Origin of the sequence: Sporosarcina sp. FA9 (genome assembly GCF_051550205.1) — a bacterium.
Lineage (GTDB): Bacteria > Bacillota > Bacilli > Bacillales_A > Planococcaceae > Sporosarcina.
Window position 1 is genome coordinate 573,883 of record NZ_CP188819.1, and the last position, 22,544, is coordinate 596,426.

Annotated in this window: 21 protein-coding genes; 11 read left to right on the plus strand and 10 right to left on the minus strand. The window is 37.4% G+C overall.

Annotated elements, in window-relative coordinates; translation table 11 throughout:
• Positions 1-120: 120 nt before the first annotated feature.
• Positions 121-1,224, minus strand: a complete 1,104-nt coding sequence (locus tag ACP8HH_RS02755) for an S-layer homology domain-containing protein (protein WP_438315545.1) — start codon at positions 1,222-1,224, stop codon at positions 121-123.
• 661 nt (positions 1,225-1,885) lie between these two features.
• Here ACP8HH_RS02755 and ACP8HH_RS02760 point away from each other — a divergent pair.
• The 6 genes from ACP8HH_RS02760 (at position 1,886) to ACP8HH_RS02785 (ending at position 7,176) form a co-directional block, all read left to right on the plus strand.
• Positions 1,886-2,758, plus strand: a complete 873-nt coding sequence (locus tag ACP8HH_RS02760) for a LuxR C-terminal-related transcriptional regulator (protein WP_438315547.1) — start codon at positions 1,886-1,888, stop codon at positions 2,756-2,758.
• A gap of 197 nt (positions 2,759-2,955) precedes the next feature.
• The gene (locus ACP8HH_RS02765) at positions 2,956-3,114 is read left to right on the plus strand and encodes a hypothetical protein (protein ID WP_438315550.1); all 159 of its coding nucleotides are present in this window, start codon (positions 2,956-2,958) and stop codon (positions 3,112-3,114) included.
• A gap of 71 nt (positions 3,115-3,185) precedes the next feature.
• Positions 3,186-3,383 carry an EAL domain-containing protein gene (locus ACP8HH_RS02770; RefSeq protein ID WP_438318983.1) on the plus strand — a complete coding sequence of 66 codons (198 nt, stop codon included), beginning with the start codon at positions 3,186-3,188 and terminating at the stop codon, positions 3,381-3,383.
• On the plus strand, positions 3,316-3,480 hold the full coding sequence (locus tag ACP8HH_RS02775; RefSeq protein WP_438315553.1) for an EAL domain-containing protein: 165 nt from the start codon (positions 3,316-3,318) through the stop codon (positions 3,478-3,480). The genes ACP8HH_RS02770 and ACP8HH_RS02775 overlap by 68 nt, the downstream gene beginning before the upstream one ends.
• A gap of 299 nt (positions 3,481-3,779) precedes the next feature.
• Positions 3,780-5,036 (plus strand): RNA-guided endonuclease InsQ/TnpB family protein, encoded by a 1,257-nt coding sequence (locus tag ACP8HH_RS02780; protein WP_438315556.1) that lies wholly within the window; start codon positions 3,780-3,782, stop codon positions 5,034-5,036.
• Between the two features lie 85 nt (positions 5,037-5,121).
• On the plus strand, positions 5,122-7,176 hold the full coding sequence (locus ACP8HH_RS02785) for a flagellar assembly protein A (protein WP_438315559.1): 2,055 nt from the start codon (positions 5,122-5,124) through the stop codon (positions 7,174-7,176).
• Between the two features lie 273 nt (positions 7,177-7,449).
• On the opposite strand, the gene ACP8HH_RS02790 is transcribed toward ACP8HH_RS02785, so the two are convergent.
• The 4 genes from ACP8HH_RS02790 to ACP8HH_RS02805 form a co-directional block, all read right to left on the minus strand.
• Positions 7,450-8,130 carry a zinc-ribbon domain-containing protein gene (locus ACP8HH_RS02790; RefSeq protein ID WP_438315562.1) on the minus strand — a complete coding sequence of 227 codons (681 nt, stop codon included), beginning with the start codon at positions 8,128-8,130 and terminating at the stop codon, positions 7,450-7,452.
• 18 nt (positions 8,131-8,148) lie between these two features.
• Positions 8,149-8,751, minus strand: a complete 603-nt coding sequence (locus ACP8HH_RS02795; RefSeq protein ID WP_438315564.1) for a DUF4309 domain-containing protein — start codon at positions 8,749-8,751, stop codon at positions 8,149-8,151.
• A gap of 19 nt (positions 8,752-8,770) precedes the next feature.
• Entirely contained in the window at positions 8,771-9,340 is a 570-nt protein-coding gene (locus ACP8HH_RS02800; RefSeq protein ID WP_438318986.1) for an RDD family protein, read from the minus strand.
• A gap of 425 nt (positions 9,341-9,765) precedes the next feature.
• Positions 9,766-10,515 (minus strand): hypothetical protein, encoded by a 750-nt coding sequence (locus ACP8HH_RS02805; protein WP_438315567.1) that lies wholly within the window; start codon positions 10,513-10,515, stop codon positions 9,766-9,768.
• A 255-nt stretch (positions 10,516-10,770) separates the two neighbouring features.
• Between ACP8HH_RS02805 and ACP8HH_RS02810 the strand changes: the two genes are divergently transcribed.
• Positions 10,771-11,013 carry a hypothetical protein gene (locus ACP8HH_RS02810; RefSeq protein ID WP_438315570.1) on the plus strand — a complete coding sequence of 81 codons (243 nt, stop codon included), beginning with the start codon at positions 10,771-10,773 and terminating at the stop codon, positions 11,011-11,013.
• A gap of 294 nt (positions 11,014-11,307) precedes the next feature.
• On the opposite strand, the gene ACP8HH_RS02815 is transcribed toward ACP8HH_RS02810, so the two are convergent.
• Positions 11,308-11,922 (minus strand): FMN-binding negative transcriptional regulator, encoded by a 615-nt coding sequence (locus ACP8HH_RS02815; RefSeq protein WP_438315573.1) that lies wholly within the window; start codon positions 11,920-11,922, stop codon positions 11,308-11,310.
• 221 nt (positions 11,923-12,143) lie between these two features.
• Here ACP8HH_RS02815 and ACP8HH_RS02820 point away from each other — a divergent pair, with 221 nt between their 5' ends.
• Entirely contained in the window at positions 12,144-13,502 is a 1,359-nt protein-coding gene (locus ACP8HH_RS02820) for a M20/M25/M40 family metallo-hydrolase (protein ID WP_438315576.1), read from the plus strand.
• A gap of 220 nt (positions 13,503-13,722) precedes the next feature.
• Here ACP8HH_RS02820 and ACP8HH_RS02825 read toward each other — a convergent pair whose 3' ends face one another.
• A complete protein-coding gene (locus ACP8HH_RS02825; protein WP_438315578.1) occupies positions 13,723-14,037 on the minus strand; it encodes a hypothetical protein in 315 nt (104 codons plus the stop codon).
• A 267-nt stretch (positions 14,038-14,304) separates the two neighbouring features.
• Here ACP8HH_RS02825 and ACP8HH_RS02830 point away from each other — a divergent pair, with 267 nt between their 5' ends.
• The 3 genes from ACP8HH_RS02830 to ACP8HH_RS02840 all read left to right on the plus strand — a co-directional run bounded on the left by ACP8HH_RS02830 (position 14,305) and on the right by ACP8HH_RS02840 (position 19,444).
• Positions 14,305-15,405 carry a TIGR04053 family radical SAM/SPASM domain-containing protein gene (locus tag ACP8HH_RS02830; protein ID WP_438315581.1) on the plus strand — a complete coding sequence of 367 codons (1,101 nt, stop codon included), beginning with the start codon at positions 14,305-14,307 and terminating at the stop codon, positions 15,403-15,405.
• Positions 15,406-15,442: 37 nt separating this feature from the next.
• Positions 15,443-16,870, plus strand: coding sequence for a protoporphyrinogen oxidase (gene hemY / locus ACP8HH_RS02835; RefSeq protein ID WP_438315584.1), 1,428 nt, complete (start codon positions 15,443-15,445; stop codon positions 16,868-16,870).
• A gap of 465 nt (positions 16,871-17,335) precedes the next feature.
• Entirely contained in the window at positions 17,336-19,444 is a 2,109-nt protein-coding gene (locus ACP8HH_RS02840; protein ID WP_438318989.1) for a transglycosylase domain-containing protein, read from the plus strand.
• A gap of 526 nt (positions 19,445-19,970) precedes the next feature.
• Here the strand turns inward: ACP8HH_RS02840 and ACP8HH_RS02845 are convergent.
• From ACP8HH_RS02845 to ACP8HH_RS02855, 3 genes are read right to left on the minus strand one after another with little or no spacing between them, the layout of a single operon-like run.
• Entirely contained in the window at positions 19,971-21,083 is a 1,113-nt protein-coding gene (locus ACP8HH_RS02845) for a GerAB/ArcD/ProY family transporter (RefSeq protein ID WP_438315587.1), read from the minus strand.
• 35 nt (positions 21,084-21,118) lie between these two features.
• Positions 21,119-21,343 (minus strand): hypothetical protein, encoded by a 225-nt coding sequence (locus ACP8HH_RS02850; RefSeq protein WP_438315590.1) that lies wholly within the window; start codon positions 21,341-21,343, stop codon positions 21,119-21,121.
• A gap of 6 nt (positions 21,344-21,349) precedes the next feature.
• A complete protein-coding gene (locus ACP8HH_RS02855) occupies positions 21,350-22,537 on the minus strand; it encodes a Ger(x)C family spore germination protein (RefSeq protein ID WP_438315593.1) in 1,188 nt (395 codons plus the stop codon).
• Positions 22,538-22,544 lie beyond the last annotated feature (7 nt).

The following is a 22,544-nucleotide window of genomic DNA, read 5'->3' on the forward strand; positions in this document are numbered from 1 at the left end:
CCAATCAGAAAGAGCGGACATCCCATAAGAGAGGGTACATCCTCATCAAAAAAGCAGACATCCAAACAAAAAAACGGCCCACATCTAAAGTACATTAGATGCAGACCGTTTTTAAAGTCTTTATTTCAGTTCTACAAGTTCAAGAACCGTCATCCCGAACGCCACTGTCTTAATATTGCCCACATTTGGTGCGTAATACAGAAGATCCCCATAATTACTTTTCACTTCGACTACATTGTGAAACGTGCCTGCTTTAGTTGTTACCGTACGATTGGTAGATACAATTGTGTACGTTCCTATTGTAAACATAGTAGTCTCCCATGTTTGCCCAACAGATAACGGATATTTAAGTTCCGTAATAGAATCACCGTCGCATGTAGTTCCATTCTCACACCCTTTATAGAACAAACCATTGCTATTTTCCGTTGCAATGGTATAGGATACATCCCCCTCCATATCCACTGACTTCCATAAATCCCATCCAGGGGATCCTGTATACTTGGTTCCGGCATAAGTCATTGTCTCAGTCCAGGCAAATCCAATAACGTCCGCTTCAAATACATATGTTTTTGTTTTATCCATTAGATAACTTAAGACTTCATTGACTTTTGCTGGTTTAAACTTATCATCCAACATACGTGCGACAAATGCAGCGAAATGCTGTCGGGATACGGCATTGTTCGGTAGATACTTGCCATCCGGATAACCACCCGTAATTCTTTCCGCGGCAAGGGTTGAAATGTCATTGTGGAATCCATTGGACTTAGGTACGTCTGAAAATAACGTTGTGTTCCGCTCAGGAAATTGCCCCGTTTTCACAATCACCTTTGCCATTTGTCCACGTGTCAATTGATTGGTTGAATCAAAATACTTCGTTCCATTCTCAGCTGTTTTCCCGGAAATAATTCCAAGTTGAACTGCTTTCGCGACTTCCTCATAGCCCGGCGTTCCTGGGCTCATATCCGTAAAGTTCGGATTCGGAGCAGTTAAATCTGTAATGCCTTTCGCTTTTAACAGTGTTTGTACAGCCTCCAGACGAGTTAGTGCCTGCTCGGGTTTGAACATTCCGTCCCCGTACCCTTGGATGATGCCCCGATTGGTTAGGTACTCTATTTCTTCCTTATATTGCTTAACATCCGGAAACGTTGCTGCATCGGCCTTTTCGATGGGCATCAAACTAAAGGCCAATAGGAACATCAAACTAAAATAAACAATTTTCCTCAACACAATCCCCTCTTTTCTATCCCAACTATAAATCAACAAGGTTAAGATACGGTTAACTGAGAGAGTCAGGAAAAAGTATTGCATAAAATAAACAGCCATTGGATTATTATCTTTCCTATGACTGTTTATCTTATTTGAATCTCTAATTATCTAATTGTTTGCCACAGTTCAGTCTTCTCTTTGTACCTATAACTGATTTATTAGGTACATGCTGAATGAGTTGTCAAATTTGTATGTATATAAAATAAATTGAATTGATTGTCGATGTTTCTCACATAGGTACTTCAAAAATAACCGCTGCATCTAAAGATGTGACAGATATTTTTGTTGAACATTTTTTTAAAATGGACATACTAGACGCCTATCGGGTGTTTCATTAGTTATATAGAACATTCTTACTGAATCAAAAGTTTTAGACCGTTCCCAAGTAATCGAAAAATGTATTTAATGGGCTATAATCCTGAAAAGTAAGAACTTGCTTCCATTTGCAAGATTTTCCTGAAATATTTAAAAGGATATAATACCTATGTGGTAATATAGATATAATGCAATAAAAAATGAATAATAAGGACTATGACTGATTGTCGAATTATGAAGGATATTGGATAATGTTAATAAAGAGAATTATTTATACAATATGAAAGGAATAGGTGGGTAGTTTTTGAGGAAATTATTTTACAATAAATTAAACGAAAATATATTCGAAGCGCTAATTGGTCATTCATTTGACGGCATAGGAATTCTAGACCGGAACGGTGTCATTAAGTATACGAGTGATATGGTAACGAAAATACTTGGCTTTGATCCCAATATGGTGATTGGAAAAAGTTGTTTTGATTTTATTGACCGGGAAGATTTAAACACCTTGAAAGAAATATTTCAGTCCGTTCTGAATTCAGAGGGTGGGTTTATCGAAACTGAACTTAGATTGAAGAAAAAGAACGGTGATATAATACTATGCGAAGTGAATATAAAGAATCTATTGAAAAATAGAATGATTAATGGTATTGTCATCTATTTCCGAGAGGCTGCAAGTAAAAGCTTTGATCAATCAATAGAGCGGGACGAATTACTGGTTGACTATTTGCTAAAGCTTCACTTAGAAAACGGTGATATTAGCACGGCGGAAGCTTTAATCAGACGGGAGCATCCTGAATTAACAAAAATAATCAATTCGATCAATCAAATAGACATTGTAAATAAAGATATTAGAAGGCAATTTCTATTATTTATTAATAGTAGTAAAGTAATCAAGAAATCAATTCTGCCTACCGGTAACGGGATTGGAAAGAAATCCATGAAAAGTGCAACTAAGGAAAAAGCAATTGGTAAACTGAATTTAACTATGAGGGAGATGGAAGTTCTAGACAAGGTCATAACAGGTTGCAGCAATAAGGAAATAGCCGACCTCCTTCATATTAGTGTTCACACGGTTAAAAACCATATGACAAAAGTTCTTAGAAAGCTAGGAGTTTCAGACCGTTCCCAAGCAATTGCAAAAATATATCAAATGGGCAATAACTCTAGAAATTAAAAATTTGCTATCACTTGCAAGTTCTGTTTTGCAAATCAATTTAGTATAGGATATAACTCCTACTTAATTGTGTTCATATTGGCCTGCTTAGTCATAGATAATAAGAACTACGGGTGATTGTCGAATTATGAAAAGTGTTAGATAATAGTGTTAATAGGTGTTGGGCAAACGAAATAGAGGGATACGTGGGACAACTTTTGGGGGATTTAGTTTCTAACAAATTAACTGACCATATATTTGAAGTGCTAATTGATCCTTCATTTGACGGAATAGGAATATTGGACCGGGACGGTGTAATAAAATATACGAGCGATACAATAAAAAAGATACTTGGATTTGAACCAGAGATGATTTAATTAACTTAAATTACCGGGAGTCGACAATTGAAAGGGATTTACCCAAAGCAATAGAGCACAACGAACTACTACTGCACTATCAGCCTAGGGTTAACCTGGAAACTGGTAAAATTGTTGGAACGGAAGCATTAATCAGATGGGAGCATCCCGGATTAGTGCAAATTGCACCAATTCATTTCATTTCCTTGGCAGAGAGAACAGATGAGATCATACCAATCGGCAATTGGGTACTCTACGAAGTCTGTCGCCAGAATAAGGTTTCCAGTTGATATTTTAAAAATAGATCAATCATTTGTGCAAGATTTGGCGGACAATCCGAAAGATCAAGCAATCGTGAAATCAATTATTAGCTTAGCACATAATTAAAATTTAAGTGTTGTTGCTGAAGGAATCGAGACAGAAGAACATTTTCATTTCCAGAAAGAGCATATATGTGATGAAGGCCAAGGATTTCTATTTAGCAAGCCATTACCAGTTGCTGAATTGATAAGTCAGTTTCATACAATCGAATAACTGAAAAGGTATTTAATTTATGTTTAAGCCAAGAACACCCGTGACTTCAGTCGTGGGATGAATTGGTTGAAATTGAATAAATCTAAAAACTTCATTCTTGTATACAGAACATACATTCTGTATAATTGAGAGTAGGAATGGAGGTGAAAACGATGTCGAAATCAGAAAAAAAGAAGTTCGGTGTTCAAAAAGGAATCCTGAAATTAGGTTCCAAACAAGAGTACCTTGCGCTCAGAAAATTAAGTCATTTAAGTAAAAACATGTACAACGTCGGACTTTACAGCGTTCGTCAACACTTTTTTGAAACGAAAAAGTATTTAAATTACAATAAGAATTATCACCTTTGTAAGACAAATGAAAACTACGCATTCATGGGCACGGCCGCTGCTCAACAAACATTGATGAAGGTAGAGGAAAACTTTAAAAGTTTTTTTGGCTTACTTAAACTTAAAGACCGAAAAGCTCGAATCCCAAATTACCTTAAGAAAGATTCTTTTTTTGAGTTGAGTTATCCTCAGTTTAAATTACAAGAAGATGGGACATTTAATATCCCAACCTCCTCAGCGTTTAAAAAAGAATACGGGGCGATTACCATCCAATTCCCAATAAACTTACAGGCGGAAGACATAGTGGAAATACGCATCATCCCGAAGTACAACGCACATTATTTCGAAATAGAATTTGTGAATGAAGTGCAAGTTGAAAAGACTAACTTGGATGAAAATGAAGCTCTTTCTATTGATTTGGGTATTGATAACTTGGCCGCATGTTTAGACACGCTGGGTAACGCTTTTATCATCGATGGCAAACGGATAAAATCGGTGAATCAATGGTACAACAAAGAAAATGCACGGCTCCAATCCATAAAAGATAAACAACAAATTATCCATCTAACAAACGGTCAAATCCGTTTGTTGCGAAAGCGAAACTATATTTTACGCGATTTTTTAAACAAAACCACACACTACATGATCCAGCATTGCTTGGAACATGGAATCGGTAAAATTGTCGTTGGACATAATAAAGGATGGAAAAATAAAAGCAATATGGGCAAACAAGCAAACCAACGCTTCGTGCAAATTCCACATAGTCTACTAATGAAAAAAATCGAAAGCATGTGTGAACGCTACGGGATTCAATTTACAAGACAGGAAGAATCTTATACTTCAAAAGCGAGTTTTCTTGATAATGACCCAATCCCGGTTTACGGAGAGATAACAGAAAGCAAACCTGTTTTCAGTGGGAAACGTGTTTCCCGAGGTCTCTATCAAACGAGGCGTTCCTTTTGGATCAATGCCGATATGAACGGTGCGGCAAATATCTTACGTAAATGTACCCATACATCCGCGTTGGCGGGCAAGGTGGTTAGGGGGCTTTTGGCAGTCCCAGTGAGAATTAAATTGGCTTAGTATCTTGTCAATTGAAACTTGCAGAATCTCGTTACTTTAGCAACGAGTAGTTCAAATAACCCAATCTGTATAGGAGGAATGTGCAGTGCAATACGTGGTATCCAAAGGGAAAAACGTAGATGAAGCTGTCAATTTGGGTCTAAAGTTAATGGATATTCAAAAACATAAAGTCAATATAGAAGTAGTTAAACAAGGTAAAGAAAGGTTTTGGAAGGTACTTTCAAAGGAAGCGGTAGTTAAATTAACTAAAAACGAGGAAAAAAAACGCATAAATTCTCTTGAAAGTCTTGTTAAAGATTTTTTCGAAGCAGATGAAAAAAAGAATCCAACATCCTACAACACAGAACTCACCCCGGAAATCACTACTGATACACTAGAAGGAAAAGTGTGGATACAAGACGGTAAAATAATTTGTAAGACTTCTGAAGACAAATATCCGACTTTGGAAGTCCCGAAAAACTTGACTGTACTCATTAACGGGAAGCCTTTTAATGGGAAAAGTCTTGTTCTTTCCGAGAAGGAAAGGTACGAGATAAGGCTAGATATAGTTGAAGAAGAGATGAGATGGGAAATCACAATGGATGCCCAAAAAAATAAAGCTCTTTTACGCGTTGAACCAGGTTACAAAATTGAATATAACGTATTAGACACTGAACCAGCTCAACATACAAAGTTAACAGTTGTTGAAAATAAGCAGGTTCAAAACACACTGGAGTTTGATGAGGTAATCAAGAAAATGGGCTCAATGGGTATTAACTATGGATTTAATTATAGCGAAATTATGAAAGCATCAGTAGCCAACGAATCGGAAAATTTCATCATTGCAGAAGGAAAATTACCCGACCAAGGCAAAAATGGATGGTTGGAAATAAAAGTAGACACGAAAGTACAAGTAGGTCCAAGAGAAAATGAGGACGGTCGGGTAGATTTTAGGGAAATTAAATCGACTCCCCACGTTGATAAAGGTCAGTTAATCGGAATCATTCATCCGCCTATAGTTGGTAAAATCGGTAATAAAATAACGAATGAACCAATTCCGGTTAAACAAACCTTCCCGTTAAAAGTTCATGCAGGCAAGGGAATAGCGGTAATTGAAGATAAGATTATAGCTAAAGAATCGGGCCGTCCAAAAATAGACAGTAGAGGACTCATTGCCAAGGTATCAATTATTCCAAAACTTATCCATGTAGGTAATGTCGATCTTGCATCTGGAAATATTACGTTCAAGGGAGATGTAGAGATATATGGAGAGGTATTTGATCAGATGTCAGTTGATGCGATTGGTGACATTGAAATCCACAAGGCAGTAAATAGCGCTACAATCACTTCTTCTAGGGGGGTTACTTTACATCGCAATAGTAATGGTTCTAAAATTACAGCAGGGAATTTGAAGTTTACTCCAACAGGATATTCGACCCAATTGGAAAGTATAATTGAAACTGTAGATGAAATCATTGAGCTATTGGGGAAATTGACAAGCTCCGATAACTTCAAAAGTAGTGAATATAGCAAAGGTAGTATACAACCGCTTATTCGTTCTTTAATCGGGCGGAAGTTTCCGGAATTCCCCATTAAAGTAAAGAAATTTGTTGAATTGATTTCTGACAACAAAATCCCTGTGGAAAGCGAAATGTGGTCGGCGCTAGGAATTTCCTTATCGCAACAGTTTTTGTCTCTGTCTCCTGGGAAAACCCCCCAAGAAAGTCTCGGGAAATTATTGAATGACATGCAAGACCATGTAGAACGTACCTCAGAAACGATGGATGGAAAAGCATATATTACGGCACCAAATGCGATGAACAGTAGTTTGTATTGTAGTGGAGATATTTCAATAACTGGACATGGATGCATAAACACTATTGTTCAAGCCGAAGGATATGTGCAAGTTAATGGAATTTTAAGAGGGGGCGAAGTTTACGGAGGGTTGGGGGTAAACGTAGGAGAAGCGGGGTCAATTAGCTCCTCTGCTACGGTAATTTCAGTTCCGCATAACCAAACGATCCGAATTGATAAAGCTTTGGAAGGTGTAATTCTAAAAGTGGGACAAAATGTGTACAAATTTACCGAGCCAGTATTTCATGTCCGTGCTCATATTAATTCTAAAGACAAATTAATTGTGGATTACTCGAAGAATAAATGAATCAAAAAAAAAGGTAGAAACGGTGACAGTCCCCAACGCAACTCGGACACTATTCTGACAACCTCCGTGCAGTGAGCTAAAAGCGTAAAACGCCTCAGGGATTCTAAGTCTAGAATCCCTGAGGCGTTTTTGAAAGGTGACAGTCCCCAACGCAATTCATACACTATTCCGACAACCTCCGAGTTGCAATACAAATCTGGAATAGTTTTATGATCAATGATGTGTACATCATTAGTAAAAAGCTTTTGCGATTACAGTACTTGATTTCATTATTTAAGAATTCATTTTAAATCCATACTTGTCTTTCAATTCTTTCTGAAGGTGTAAATACATCCCATAAATATCCCGCTTTTGTCCTGAATAATCGTTAAATACTTCATTGAAATTAAGTTGGGAAGCATCAGCTGAATCATCTAATTCGATTAATTGGAAATAATAATAAACAGCCCGGCCGATATCTTCAAGCATCTGGTTTTCCTCGGGAGTTAGGCTATTTGCATGTATATAACGTATACCATACTCTTCAATCGCATCTATTGATTGAATCATTTCATTCTCATCTACATAAGCAGATAGGTTAAACGTTTGAAATTTAGCGTCAATAATGTTTAATAGCTTTTCTGTATCGCTATACATTTCATTTGAGATATTATAAACGATGGACTCTGATTCTTTTTTAGATAGATACATATTTACTGTAATAAAAATAATCAAACAACCGATTGAAAGTACTACTAATAACTTAATAAAGGATTTTAAACAACCTGAAAAGGTCACCTTCTGCTCGGATGAATGATTTTGATTGGATCTTGTACTCGGTGACTTCTCTTCAACAAAAGAAGTAGTCACCTCATTTTGTCTTTCATCTAATGTTGGATGTGGAATCTTTATACCACATTTATTGCAAAAAAGGGCGTCTGCTTCCAACCTATTCCCACATTTTGAACAGTACAATTTTAACACACCTTACTTCTAGTGACTTAGTGTAATCTCTATAATTTCTGTTCCTTCTTTATTAAAAAGCAGATCTACGCTATATTCATCTGTTTCATAATACATATGGGAAAAGTCTCTGCTGCTCCATTCATCAACAGGTATTCCAAATAGCTCTTTTACTTCCTCCATACCAAGTAGTGGATGAATAATCGAATCATGGACCATAATCGTGGATACCACATCGCCTTGGATTGTGAAACCATTATATCCAAGACTAACCGACCCAGATTCAGGCATACCAAGTGTTCCAGGCATACTATAATCCTCTACAGGTTGTCCAAGTCTAGAAATAACACTTTCAATACGATCTCCGATTGCTACATCAATACCATTAATTCTCCCGTGTCCAGCGTTTAACAGTAGACTTGCATCTAGAGTTACTAGTGAATCATTTTTTGTATCTATAGTACTACTATCATCATAATCATTAATGGCTTCATGCGAACGTTCCTCACTTTGGATGTCATTTGTGTCATCGTGATAGTCCCAATCAGTATACGCATCATCTTTCTTTGATGCAGATACTGCTGCAAACAATGTTAGAATCGTAATCAAAATAAACAGCAAAAACCTATTCATACTTTGTCTCCTATGTACCCTACTTTTTTATGACGATACAGCCTGTCATCATGTCGTGTAACGCTTGTTTCTTCGGTGTGAATGCTACCATAATAAAACCTATGAAAAGTATAATTTGCGAAAACACATGGAAAATACATCGAAATAGAGCTCGGAAAAATGAAATTCGATTCCCTTTTAAATCACACACAACAATCCCCATTACTTTTTTACCAATAGTTCCTTGCCAGGAAGAACTGTCCAATAATCCGTAATACATAACGTTAAGAAAGAGGAACGGAACATAAGATACATTTTCGAACTCTTCAGCAAACAGTATTTGTACCGTAATAACAAATGCTAGCCAAAGGAATATATCAATTAGCGTTGCACCTGCTCTTTGCCAAAATCCTGCATACCTTAATTGGTCATATTGCTCATAGGAATTTTCGGGTCTAGCACTCCGATGTGGTATTGTACCGTCAAATGAAGTGGCTGTCTCATTTTGAACTTCATTTCTTCGTAAGGTAGGAACCTTTATTCCGCACCCGGAACAAAAAGTGTCTTCTTCTGCTAATTTGTTGCCACATTTTGAACAATAAATGTTGATCTCTCCTCTTTTTTATAGTCCTTTTTGGATGATAAACTTATTTTATCAAAGGTTTGACTTGGGTTCTATACTCCTAATTAAAAGCCGGAATATAGGTCAATTGTAATTGATTTAAAAGGATTCTACAATGACTATTAATAAAGAGGTATAGTAAAAAATTGAATGTAGCGTTACTGCGTACTTTAGTATTTGCAAAGGAATTATGTGCTGAGATCGTACATCGGCTCTGAAGGAAGGAATCTTATTGGAGTAGACCTAACTGGGGATTCAAACGCTAAATAGTAACATTGCTATTCTTCTATCTTTTTTGTAGGCCTAGAAAAAGTATGCCGAAATTCGTTTGTAATGAATAGGCTGTTCCCCAATTCATTACAAACGAAATAAAGTAACGGTGAAAGGTTATGAAAAAGCTCGAAAACTTGGGGTTAATTTATTGTGAAGTATTCCAAGGTACCGTGATTGTCAAATGCAAAGTAAAGAGTAATATATTCCTCCAAGTCCTGTACATCATGAAAATAAACAGTATATAATAACACCCTTTGGTTATATTGGTTTTTCTCCGTAAGGGAATAAGGATTACCCAAAACCTCCAATACCTCATTCTCATTAATATTTAAATTAAAATAAGCAACACTATTTAATTGTTTTTCATAATAACCTATTCGGTAATCAGTGTACTCAAAATTCAAATCAGACAGCTCTGTGATCTCAGATGGTGGCCCAAAAAGTGTGTAAATCTCATCTTCATTTAGCGGTTGTTTAAAAGCTAAATCGATACCATTTACAAAAAACACCTTTTCATTAATGAGTTTATCCACCACGAGTCTTAAATTAAATTCTTTGTTATTTACCGGGATTCCTCCGATATTATCAATCTTTTCATTAGTTGTTTCAGATTCATTGGTTTGTATCCCCGAGGTATTTTTTGGGTTATTGGGAGTTTCACTAGGAATGTTGCTTTTATGCAAATCTGTTGATTCTTCTTGGGAAGAACTTTCTTTCTGTTCGTGTTCAATATCGCTTCCAGCTTCAACCGTACTAACAATATCATCATCGTAATATTGAGAATCAGTACTCGACGTGTTCTTTGTAGTTTCTGCTGTTTTATCTGATAACTTTACGGCACTGGTTAATGTTAATACTGTGATAAAGATAAACAATATAAATCTATTCACGTCCTACCCCCGATTCATCCTATCCTTTTATAAAACACACTTTGTCATCATATCATGATTTTAGGCACCCATGCGTGATAATAATCTGAATACACACTATGATTACATATTTATTAGATATTTGCTGAAAAAACCGGTCAGATATGTATGTACAACTTTTTTTGCACAGGTACTCCAAAAACTACTGTATTGTTTATGAAGGATTTTGCCCTCTATTTGTCGTATGATGGATGAAAGATAGAGGAGGGATTATTCATGACAAATGAAGAAGAAAATAAATTATCGGATATGCTGTTGCAAAGCCTTTATGATTATCATTTTGCCAATGACGGTGGAAGTTATCACTTACCCAAAGCAATGGTAGATGCTGAGCCAAGCAGCAAACTAGCGATTGACTACCTTATCGAACAGGAATATGCCACAGATAGTGGGCAAGGGACAGATAATCTAGTTTTATCCATAACACCACAAGGCATGGACTATATAAAAAACAAATAACTGCATGCATTAACTGATCACTGATCCACAAAAAGGAGCGTCCGCTTGGGCGTTTTTTTGTTTAGTGGTGTTTAGTGGTGACAGTCCCCTTTACAATTTGAACACTATTCAGATAACTATGGTATTTCAAAGTTTTTATGATTATCATTTTGCTAATGACGGTGGTAGTTTTCACTTACTTAAAGCAAGGGTAGATGCAGACGCAAATAGCAAAAAAGAGCATACACTTGGGTGTTTTTTAATATATTGATTGACTGTACGCCCTTTTTAAGTTTTAAATCTGCCTTATATTAATTAAGTAGAATGCATACTATTTTCTTTCATTAGAGAAGCAATTTTTCGTTCATTTTCCTTCAGCTTCTCCAATTGTTGAATGACTAGATGCTGCCTCCCCACAGGATGGTTTTGGCTAAGTTTTGCTTTGCCTTCGATTTTTTCTATTTTTATACGAAATCCTACTATACCTTTTGCCATTCCCGATATAATCTTGTCATTCATATCGTCCAGATTATAGGAGCTATTCGGTCGTTCATACTTCATTACCATATTTTCTAAAGATTTCAGAAGTTCTTTATCATCATCCATTAATTCCATTTTCCCGTAAACGTGTACAGCCGTATAATTCCATGTTGGTACTGCGTTTGTTGATTCGTACCAAGAGGGAGAAATATAACAATGTGGACTCTGAAAAATGACCAGTATTTCCTGGTCTTCAATATCCTTCCACTGCTCATTAGGTCGTGCAAAATGCCCGTATAAATACGTTTTGTCTTTAGCCAGAAGTACTGGAAGATGGGTTGCGTATGGACTCCCTCTATGTTGCGAAATAAGCGTCGCAAAACTGTTCTTTTCGATATGTTCAAACTTCATTTGTTCCTCGGTCATTTGAAAATCTTTTGGAATATACACATCTGTTTCCCCCTTTTTCACTTTATTCTATTAATTTATCATACGCTATAATTCCTGTATTTACCGTACGGCTTCTGTGTTTATTAAAATCGGGTGCCTACTATATATGTTTGTGAAGGGAACGAACTATCTCCTGCTACGTGAAAATTGATATAATAGATTTATCAATTAATTAAAGTTATTTGTAGATAATTAGATTTTATTTAAGGGGTGAATAATGGATGAGCATGTCGAAGATTGAAAATCACATTAAGGGTAAACGAGATGAATATTTGGATTTGTTATTTACGTTTTTGAGACAAAAGAGCATTAGTGCACAAAATGTAGGGATGGAAGAGGCTTGTATATTGCTTCAGGAAATTATGGAGGGAATGGGAATAAAAACACAGCTGCTCCCTACAAAAGGTCATCCAGTTGTATACGGAGAGATTATGAATGATCCTAGTAATTTCACATTATTAATCTATGGTCATTACGATGTTCAACCGGCAGATCCATTAGAAGAATGGGATAGCCCTCCATTTGAACCAACAATCCGTAACGGCAAGATCTACTGTCGCGGTGCCGGGGATAATAAAGGCCAGTTAATGGCTCAATTACTCGCTATTAAAAGTTATCAAGAAGTGATAGGGGATTTACCAATTAATATAAAGTTTGTATTTGAAGGAGAAGAAGAAAGCGGTAGTCCGAACTTGGCAAGTTTTGTCGAAGAGAATAAGGACCTACTTAAGGCAGATTTAGTGTACACATCAGACGGACCGATGCATGAAAGCGGTGCTCCTTTTGTACTGTTAGGAGTCCGTGGAATGTTGTATGTTGAATTGACCGCTAAAGGCGGAGAGTGGGATAATCATTCGGGCAATAAAGGAAATATTGTTCCAAATCCAGCATGGAAGCTAGTTGAGCTTTTGAATACGATGAAAGATTCCGATGATAAAATTCTAATTAAGGGTTTCTACGATGATTTACGTATACCGACAGAAAAAGAGTTGGAACTGATTTCGACGTTACCTTTCGATGCAAAACTATTAGGTGAGCAAATTGGATATAAAGGGTTCGATATGACTGCAGAGGAATACTATAGAAAATTAACGTTGGAGCCAACCATAAACATTGCTGGATTCCATAGTGGATATGGTGGAGAAGGATCGAAAACAATCATTCCAGCTACTGCGAAACTGAAAATGGATATGCGTCTTGTCGTTGATCAAGATCCCGAAGATATTTATGAAAAGTTTCAGAAGCATGTGGCTAAATATGCACCCGATGTAGAAGTAACATGTCATAGCATGATGAAGCCTTCCCGCACGCCATCCGATTCAAAAGTTGTAGAAACCATTAAACAGGCAGTTGAAAAAGCGTATAAACAGCCGCCTATTTTGCAGCCGAGTCTAGGAGGGAGTTTACCGGATTACGTATGGACGCAAATTCTAGGTGTCCCTTCTGTTATTGTGCCGTACGCAAACTTTGACGAAGCGAACCACTCCCCAAATGAAAATATCGGCATCGAGAACTTCTTTAACGGAATTCTGTGCACCTGTCATGTAATTGAGGAATTGGCTGGATTTGAGGGGAATTGAAATGGTTGAAATGGTGACAGTCCCCTGCACAAATCAGACACTATTCTGACAACCGTGTTTGGTTAAAGTGAATATATTCCCAATACAAATAATCCCCTCGCAATCCATTTTAGGATTGCGGGGGGATTTGTAAGTGTATATGATTGGTAGAATTGTTTGTTACTTATTGCATAGGTACTCCACACAAGCTTTAATTGGGAATTGAGAGATTCCACTGCTCCTATACAAAATCATTTCCTTTTTGCATCATTAACAACTCAATCGCGGTTCGATTTGGAAGCCGATTTGCAAATGAAACTGTGGCTTCGTGAGATAGAAATGGAAATATCTCAAGTTCGTTATCGAAAATAACTTCCTCATTTTCTTGTCTCGACATATAGACCCCCACAATATATCCTGCTGAAACTGCTGACATATCCTGAATCAGGGTTAATACGCTTGGCCCGTTATGATCCGAACTATGCATCACCCCGTGAATTTTATATTGTCCCAGCCCCCCTTTTAGTAATTCATTTTTGAGATTGTCTTTTGTCATAAACATCCCTCACATTTTCATTAGAGAATAAAATGAGTAGTCTAAATACAGTATCTCGTAAATTTCCTAAAATGCTAGGTAGATTTTACCTGGTTATTTAGTGCCGGCCACTCAAATACGTTCATCAGCAAAGGTTATTATTTCCGACACAAAATGCTGCACATATAGTGATTATTATCACATTTGTTAAATCGAATAACCTTTATCCTTGAGTTAGGTAATCGTTTAAGTTTTGACTGTCATTACAAAATAGAAGGAGTGTTACATATGTTTAATATAAGTAGGGAAAGAGATTTTAATGTGCATCCATTTATTGTTATATGGGAGGTGACTCGAGCATGTGCATTGAAGTGTTTGCATTGCCGAGCAGAAGCACAATATCAAGCCGATCCTTATCAATTATCTTTCGAGGAAGGAAAGAAACTAATTGATCAAATTGCGGAAATGGATAACCCTCTTTTCGTTTTTACTGGGGGCGATCCATTAATGCGTCCTGACCTTTTCGAACTTGCCAAGTACTCTATTGAAGAAAAAGGCCTTCCTGTATCGATGACGCCTAGTGCAACGCCGAAGGTTACTCAGAGTGCAGTTCTAAAAGCGAAGGAAGTTGGATTGTCGCGTTGGGCATTTAGTTTGGATGGTTCGTGCGCGGAGATTCATGACCATTTTCGTGGTACGAAGGGGTCATTTGACCGGACTATGAAAGGCATAGAGTATTTGAAAGAGGCAGAAATTCCTATTCAGGTAAACACAACGATCTCCAAATATAATCTACATGATCTAGAAGCGATAGCTGAAAAAGTGAAAGAAATGGGTGCCGTTCTATGGAGTGCATTCTTCTTGGTGCCAACAGGCAGGGGAATGCAAAAGGACATGGTAAGTCCAGAGGAACATGAAGAAGTTATGAAATGGCTTTATCAAATCCAACAAAAAATGCCTTACGGGGTGAAAACAACCGAGGCCCCGCATTATAGAAGGGTTTATTTGCAAGAGAGTGAACGATTAAGTAAGGATCAAATGACCGGGCAAATGAACAAGCAACCAAAACGAGAGGATTTTCTTGGGCGGGCACCACAACCGGTTAATGATGGCGATGGTTTTGTTTTTATTAGCCATACGGGCGCGGTTTACCCAAGCGGATTTCTGCCAGTTGCGTGTGGTAATGTACGTGAACAACCGCTTTTGGATATTTATCAAAACTCCCCCGTCATGAAAGATTTACGTGATAAGTCTAAGCTAAAAGGGAAGTGCGGTGTTTGCGAATTTAAAAATATATGCGGCGGTTCCAGAGCACGTGCATATGCGGTGACAGGCGACTATCTTGAAAGTGATCCATATTGCGCCTATATTCCAAAAGCATTGAGGTAATTGTTGACAATCTGATACTTGAAAGGATGTAGTTGTTTTGGGGAAACCGTGTAAGAAAGTGATTGTAGTTGGAGGAGGCATCACGGGATTAAGTGCTGCATTTTATATAAAAAAGCTGTTTGAAGAGCAGCAGATTCCGATTGACATTACTTTAATTGAAAAAAGCGAGGAATTGGGTGGAAAAGTCCAAACACTGCGTCGAGATGGATTTGTCATTGAAAGAGGACCTGATTCTTTTCTTGCCCGTAAATTGCCGATTATTACGTTAACAAAGGAGCTTGGCCTTGAGGATGAATTGGTCGGTACAAATCCAAAAGCAAGGACAAATTATATTTATTATAATAAGAAACTACACGAAATGCCACTTGGACTTGTGTTGGGAATTCCGACAAAACTAACGCCGTTCATGAAAACAGGTTTAATATCACCTTTAGGAAAGTTGCGGGCATCTCTTGATTTATTGCTTCCTAAGAAGAAAAGCATAGAAGATGAATCTCTTGGGCATTTCATCAAACGTCGATTAGGTAAAGAAGTATTGAAAAATATAACAGAACCCCTTCTTGGCGGGATCTATGCTGGTGATACCGAGACACTTAGCCTTAAAGCGACGTTCCCACATTTAATCGAAATGGAACAGAAGCATCGTAGCCTTATTTTGGGGATGGCTGCCGGGAAGAAAAATCCCCCCACATCTGTACAATTACCGGATGCTGCAAATAAAAGCATGTTTTTAACGTTTAAAAATGGGATGTCAACATTAATTGAACGATTAACGGAAGAGCTAAGGTCAATCCGGATAATCAAAGGGCAAGGTGTAACCGAAGTCGTCAAAACAAATAATGGCTATCATGTTTACTTGGATAATAATACTATGCTCCAGGCGGATGGGCTCGTCTTTGCTTTGCCTAATCACCATGCTGCAAAGCTTTTGTCAGATGTGGAATCCATCGACTGGTTGGAGAAAATCAATTACGTATCTGTTGCAAACATCGCATTAACATTCAATAAAGAAGACATTTCCTTTCCAATGAATGGATCAGGCTTCCTTATTCCTGTGAACGAAAAAAATGTACTTACCGCATGTACGTGGTCATCGTCAAAATGGCTACATGCGGCTCCGAATAACAAGTTATTATTAAGATGTTATGTAGGACGCGAAAAGGATCAAAAGTGGATTAAATGGTCAGATGCGGAGTTATTGGCTAATGTACAAAAAGATTTAAAAGACATTATGGGCATTACCGCTACGCCTAATTTTCACACAATAACTCGAGCCATAGATTCAATGCCTCAGTATCCAATAAATCATATTGAACAATTGAAAAGAATACGGAAGAACCTGGAAGTGCAAAAACCTGGCGTATTCCTTTGCGGGGCGGGGTATGAAGGTGTTGGCGTTCCCGATTGCGTTAAGCAAGGTAAAGATGCGGCTGAAAAAATGTTGAAATATCTAGCAACAAACTAATTTTTCCTCACGTGTGGGGTGACAGTCCCCTGCACAAATCAGGCACTATTCTGAAAACTTGTAAGTCATAGGTCAAATCGATAAAAGCCTTTTTGTGCTAGGCACTCAAACGACTCTATTGAACGGATGTTTCCCGCACTTTTTAGCTGATTGGATTGCATAATCTAGATCGTATTGACTACGGCTCAAATATCCCAGTGGGAATTAAATTGGCTTAGTATCTTATCAATTGAAACTCGCGGAATTTCGTTACTTTAGTGACGAGAAGTTCAAAGTCAGGAAGGTTAAGATGCCATTAGCTTGTAAAGTATTCTGACAAAATGAACGATTTAAATAGTGATGCAATGATATTTTATTAGGGTTCTTAATGTGTTAAAATTTAACTATGTATTGCTAGGAGCTATGAGTAAGGAATAGCTCCTTTTTTTTTGCAACAACATGGAGGGCGGTATTTAGTTGAGTAGAATGGAACGTCGGAAAAAACGGATACGTTTAAGCGGATTTATTGAATGGTTTAAATCAATTAAACTAATCAATAAGTTTTTATTTGTTTTCATAGGTATTATTTTGTTTAGTCTATTCGTATTTAATATTTTAATTTTGTTTAGCGATGTAAGTAAATTAGATATTGTAGAACCAAGGCCTACATTTATTTACGATATAAATGGTGATGTGGCTAGTAAAGTGTCTAACTCAAAAATTGAGGGAGTTCGTCTAGACCAAATTCCAGAAGAGGTCATCAAAGCTTTTGTCTCTACTGAGGACCAACTATTTTATAAACATAGCGGTATTAACTATTTCGGAATTACAAGGGCGTTAATGCAAAACCTATTTAAAGGAAGGATTGTTGCTGGCGGTAGTACAATTACCCAACAACTGTCGAAAAATGTATTTCTAACAGAAGAACAGACCTACACCCGTAAATTCAAGGAACTAATACTCACTAAAAAAATCGAGAGAACGTATTCGAAAGACGAAATCTTGGAACGGTATTTAAATCAAATTTATTTTGGTGAAGGGGCCTGGGGAATTCAACGAGCAGCACATGTCTATTTTGGGAAAGATGTTAGTGAATTAACATTAAATGAATCTGCAACTTTGGCTGGACTTGTCAAAGCCCCGTCTAATTTATCGCCTTTTAAGAGCATGGAAAAAGCGGTTGAACGAAGAAACATTGTGCTTTCCTTAATGAATAGCGAGGGATACATTGGTCAAAAGGAATTTGAAAAAACACTAGATCAAACGATTGTATTAACGGAAAAAGGAATAGTGGATTATGATGGAAAATACCCGTATTATGTTGATTATCTAATTGAAGAAGCAATAGAAAAGTATCAACTAACTGAGAATGAGGTTCTATCAGGGGGACTTCATATATATACGGAACTAAATCCCGTTATACAGGATGCTGCCCAGGAAGTATATCTTGATGAAGATAACTTTCCAGAGAGTAAACCAGATCAACTTATTCAAAGTGGATCCGTATTTCTTAATCCAAAAACAGGGGGAATTAGTGCGTTAGTTGGTGGAAGAGGCGAATATACGTACAAACGCTTTAATAATGCGACCCAGTTAATAAGGCAACCTGGATCTGCATTGAAACCACTAGCTGTTTATACTTCTGCACTGGAGCAAGGTTATGAACTTGGCGATATGCTGGTTGATGAACCAATAAATATAGACGGATATCAACCGCAAAATATTGATAAGCAATATCGCGGAAAAGTCACAATGAATGATGCAGTAATAAATTCTTATAACGTACCCGCTGTATGGTTATTAAATGAAGTTGGGATTGAAGAGGGGATCCGTACTGTTGAACGGTTTGGTATTCCACTAGAAAAAGAAGACCATAATCTCGGGTTAGCATTAGGTGGTTTGCACCAAGGTACATCGCCCTTGTTAATGGCCCAGGCTTTTTCTACATTTCCTAACGATGGATTAATGATGGAAGCCCATGCCATTTTAGAAATCAGGGATGCAGAACGTAAATTAGTTGGAAGATGGAGTGAAACGTCTACTCAAGTTACCAAACCGGAAGTTGCCGGGAAGATGACCTATATGCTAAAAGGTGTTGTCGAAAATGGATCAGGTAAAAATGCGAGTATTGCGGGGATAAACGTAGCAGGTAAAACCGGAACAACGCAACTTCCTTTCCCTGATGTAGCAGGTTCAAAAGATCATTGGTTTGTTGGATATACACCAGATATCGTTGGTGCAGTTTGGTTGGGTTATGATAAAACGGACCCTGATCATTACTTGACGGGGACAAGTAGCGAAACAGTTACAAAAGTCTTCCAACAAATCTTAAGTAAATCCATAAGCGAATTACCTAATAAAGAATTTGATTTCTCATTAGTTGAACAGGTGAAAAACAATCAGAAAAAGGAGAAAGGGAAAGAGAAGGGAAAAAAGAAAGAGAAAGAGAAAAAGAAAGAGAAAGAGAAAAAGAAAGAGAAAGAGAAAGAGAAAGAGAAAGAGAAAAAGAAAGAGAAAAAGAAAGAGAAAAAGAAAGAGAAAGAGAAAGAGAAAGAGAAAGAGAAAAAGAAAGAGAAAGAGAAAGGGAAAGAATAAGTGATGCCTGTGTACGGTGCAATTAATGAAAACATGTACAAACCGAACATAGGCGCCTTATTGGTGGCAGGTATTCCCAATATCACCGCGTCCTGCGGCAAAGGCTGCAGGGATGTCCGCACAATGGCGTTTCTTTACTCTCAATTCCGTTTTATGTCCCCGCAATCGGCCAGGATGTCCCCCGAATCCGGCGATTTCACCTGATGTCCCCATAAACTTCGGGTATGTCCTCTCAATTCCGTTTTATGTCCCCGCAATCGGCCGGGATGTCCTCCGAATCCGGCGATTTCACCTGATGTCCCCGCAAACTTCGGGTATGTCCTCTCAATTCCGTTTTATGTCCCCGCAATCGGCCAGGATGTCCTCCGAATCCGGCGATTTCACCTGATGTCCCCATAAACTTCGGGTATGTCCTCTCAATTCCGTTTTATGTCCCCGCAATCACGGTTTATCTACTCGCAATCGGCGCCCTCTATCAATGTGGAGTTAAATGCTTAAGCTACAAATGTGATTATTTCATACCCTATCATTTTCCCGGTTCTTTCTTCAAACTTTTCCTTCGTATTCCATAAACGACAGCCAGCAAAAGAGGTAGTATAATACCGACCACCAATGATAGGGACTTTTCCGTAGTATTGTCCCATTCTTGTTTATAAATAATATTAGGATAAATCATGAGGGAAAGAAAGGCGGCAATTAGACCTAATGGAATTATTATAGGCCGATAATCTTTCAAATTTAAGATTTGTGCGATCGCTAAAACAGAAGCATAAAAATAAAGGATCATCTTGAAATAGAGAGAGAGAATCCATAGTAAAGCCATTACTTCCTCAATTCGCTCTATGAAATTTCCGACACTAATTCTTTTTGCTAATTCATAAGTTGGATAAATTTCGTTTGCCGTTTTTACTGCCCCTAATATAGAAATACAAAAAAACGTAATGACAATGATGATAAGCCCACCAATTAAATTTCCAAGTAGAAAGGATTTTTTTGCTTGTTTAACATCATTAACAAATGCCGGGAAAATCATTAATAAAACAATCGCATTTCCAGATGACAAAAGGACAATGAAAAAGGAAGATTTAATCATCGTTTTCGATTCTGCCTCAAACACTGGCTTTATGTTGTCTATTTGGATATCGGGTGCAATTAATACTACAAATACAATAAAAGTGATAAAGAATATGGCACCAAAGATTTCTGCAGATCGTGCAATGGTCTCTAGCCCAAGATACACACCCATTACCATAATTCCGGCCATTAGAATATTCAGGGCCGACATGGGCGTGTTTGGCATAATATGGGTATTTAAAAAATTCCCTGATTGAAATAAAAGTGTAGCAGAATAAATAAATGACATCATTACAAATAAAACTGAAACGGCTTTACCGATCCATTTTCCATATACCAACTCATTGATTTGAACATAGGAGAGTTGAGGAAACCAAAGTGCCAACGTGGTGAAAAACCATATCACCAAAAATCCAATGCCCATACCAATTATAGCCGTAATCCAGGCATCCTGCTTGGTTTCAGCTGCTAAAACGGACGGAACTTCTAAGATACCTGTCCCGATTGTAAAAAAGATGACGAGTATTAAAAACTGATTTGAATCTATTTTAACATTTTGCATCATGTCATATCTTCACCCCATATATCTCACTACCCCGCCTAACGAAATAGTGTATCATTTAACGGTTTAAGAATGAAAGTTAATAAGTCCAGTAGATTTGGAATGGTTTTTTCTAACGCTTGGATAATCCCTAAACCTGCACCAATCGATAGAAAGAGTAAGAAGACAACTAATACTTTTTTATTTCCTTTTAATAACAGGGGTGGAACTTCAAACCGCGCGATTAGAGCTACTAACAACAGGACTCCCATTACTTTAAACATACCCAGTTATTCCTTTAAACTTTGTAAGAATGAATTATCTAGCGTACCCGTACTTCGTAATTTCAAATCAACATTAACATCCACTATTAGGTCTACAAAACTTTCATTCCACTGATCTTTAATTTTTTTCCATGTTTTCGGATTAGATCGATGAATCGCTTGTCCAAATCCAAAAACATCTGAATTATATTGTTTTTGTACAGTTTCAATTGTCTGTTGAATGAGTTCCTCCACTTCTTTTTCATAAACTTTCTCTAACTCATCTATTGCTTTTTTTTCTGTCAAATCGATTTTGCACTCGACTGCACCCACATTTCCCTCGGCCTGAATATTGACTTCCACTTGCGGCTCGCCTTTTTTTACATTGCCTTTCATTTTAGATTTGAACTGCTTAACCTCTATACTAGCTTTTCCTCCTTGTGGACAAGGTATTGATGTGACTGTTGTTTTTACTGAGTTAGTAATGTCGTTCAACCCCTTACTCTCACTTTCAGTTAACCATCCCACTAGTTTATCTTTTTTAAAGACAGCTAAATGATCATATTGAATTCGGGCAGCAGGCGTAATCGACTCCACATTCTGTTTACTTGAACCTAATTCCTGGTTTCCTATCACCCGAATCCCCGTTAAAACTGCCTCCTTTCCATCATTTATCATAAGCATTAAAAACTCGTCTAGTGTAACTCCTTTCGTCGCGGCCCAGCTTTCCTCAGACGTTTTAAGCGTATTATACATTTGATTTGCAGGTATGTTTTCCAATGTTGTTGCGACATTCAGTATTTCTCCAGCACTCATATTCTTTGCAATAACAACAAAGAAATCTGATCGAAGTTCCCAATCTCTTGACAATAAATCCAAGGATTCGCCAACACCTTCTTTTGCTAATTCCTCGCCAATCACAAGCATTCGAAGATGACCGGGATATATCTTTCTGGGTAAGTCGATTGTCATTTTTCGAAAGGCTTCAAATATTGTTTCACCGTCAACTTGGAACAAGGTTACTGTTGAACGACCAGAACTTTGTTTCATGGATACTTCCGACGGTACAACTACTTGAGCAGTTAATCGAAATTCTTCATCTACTTTATCAATTCCTAGCGCTATTGTAATCGCAATCTCATTTAATTCCCTCCTGTCCCAACAACCCGTTAAAACAAGACTGAGAATTAGGAACACGAAAATATGTTTTTTCATCGTTAAG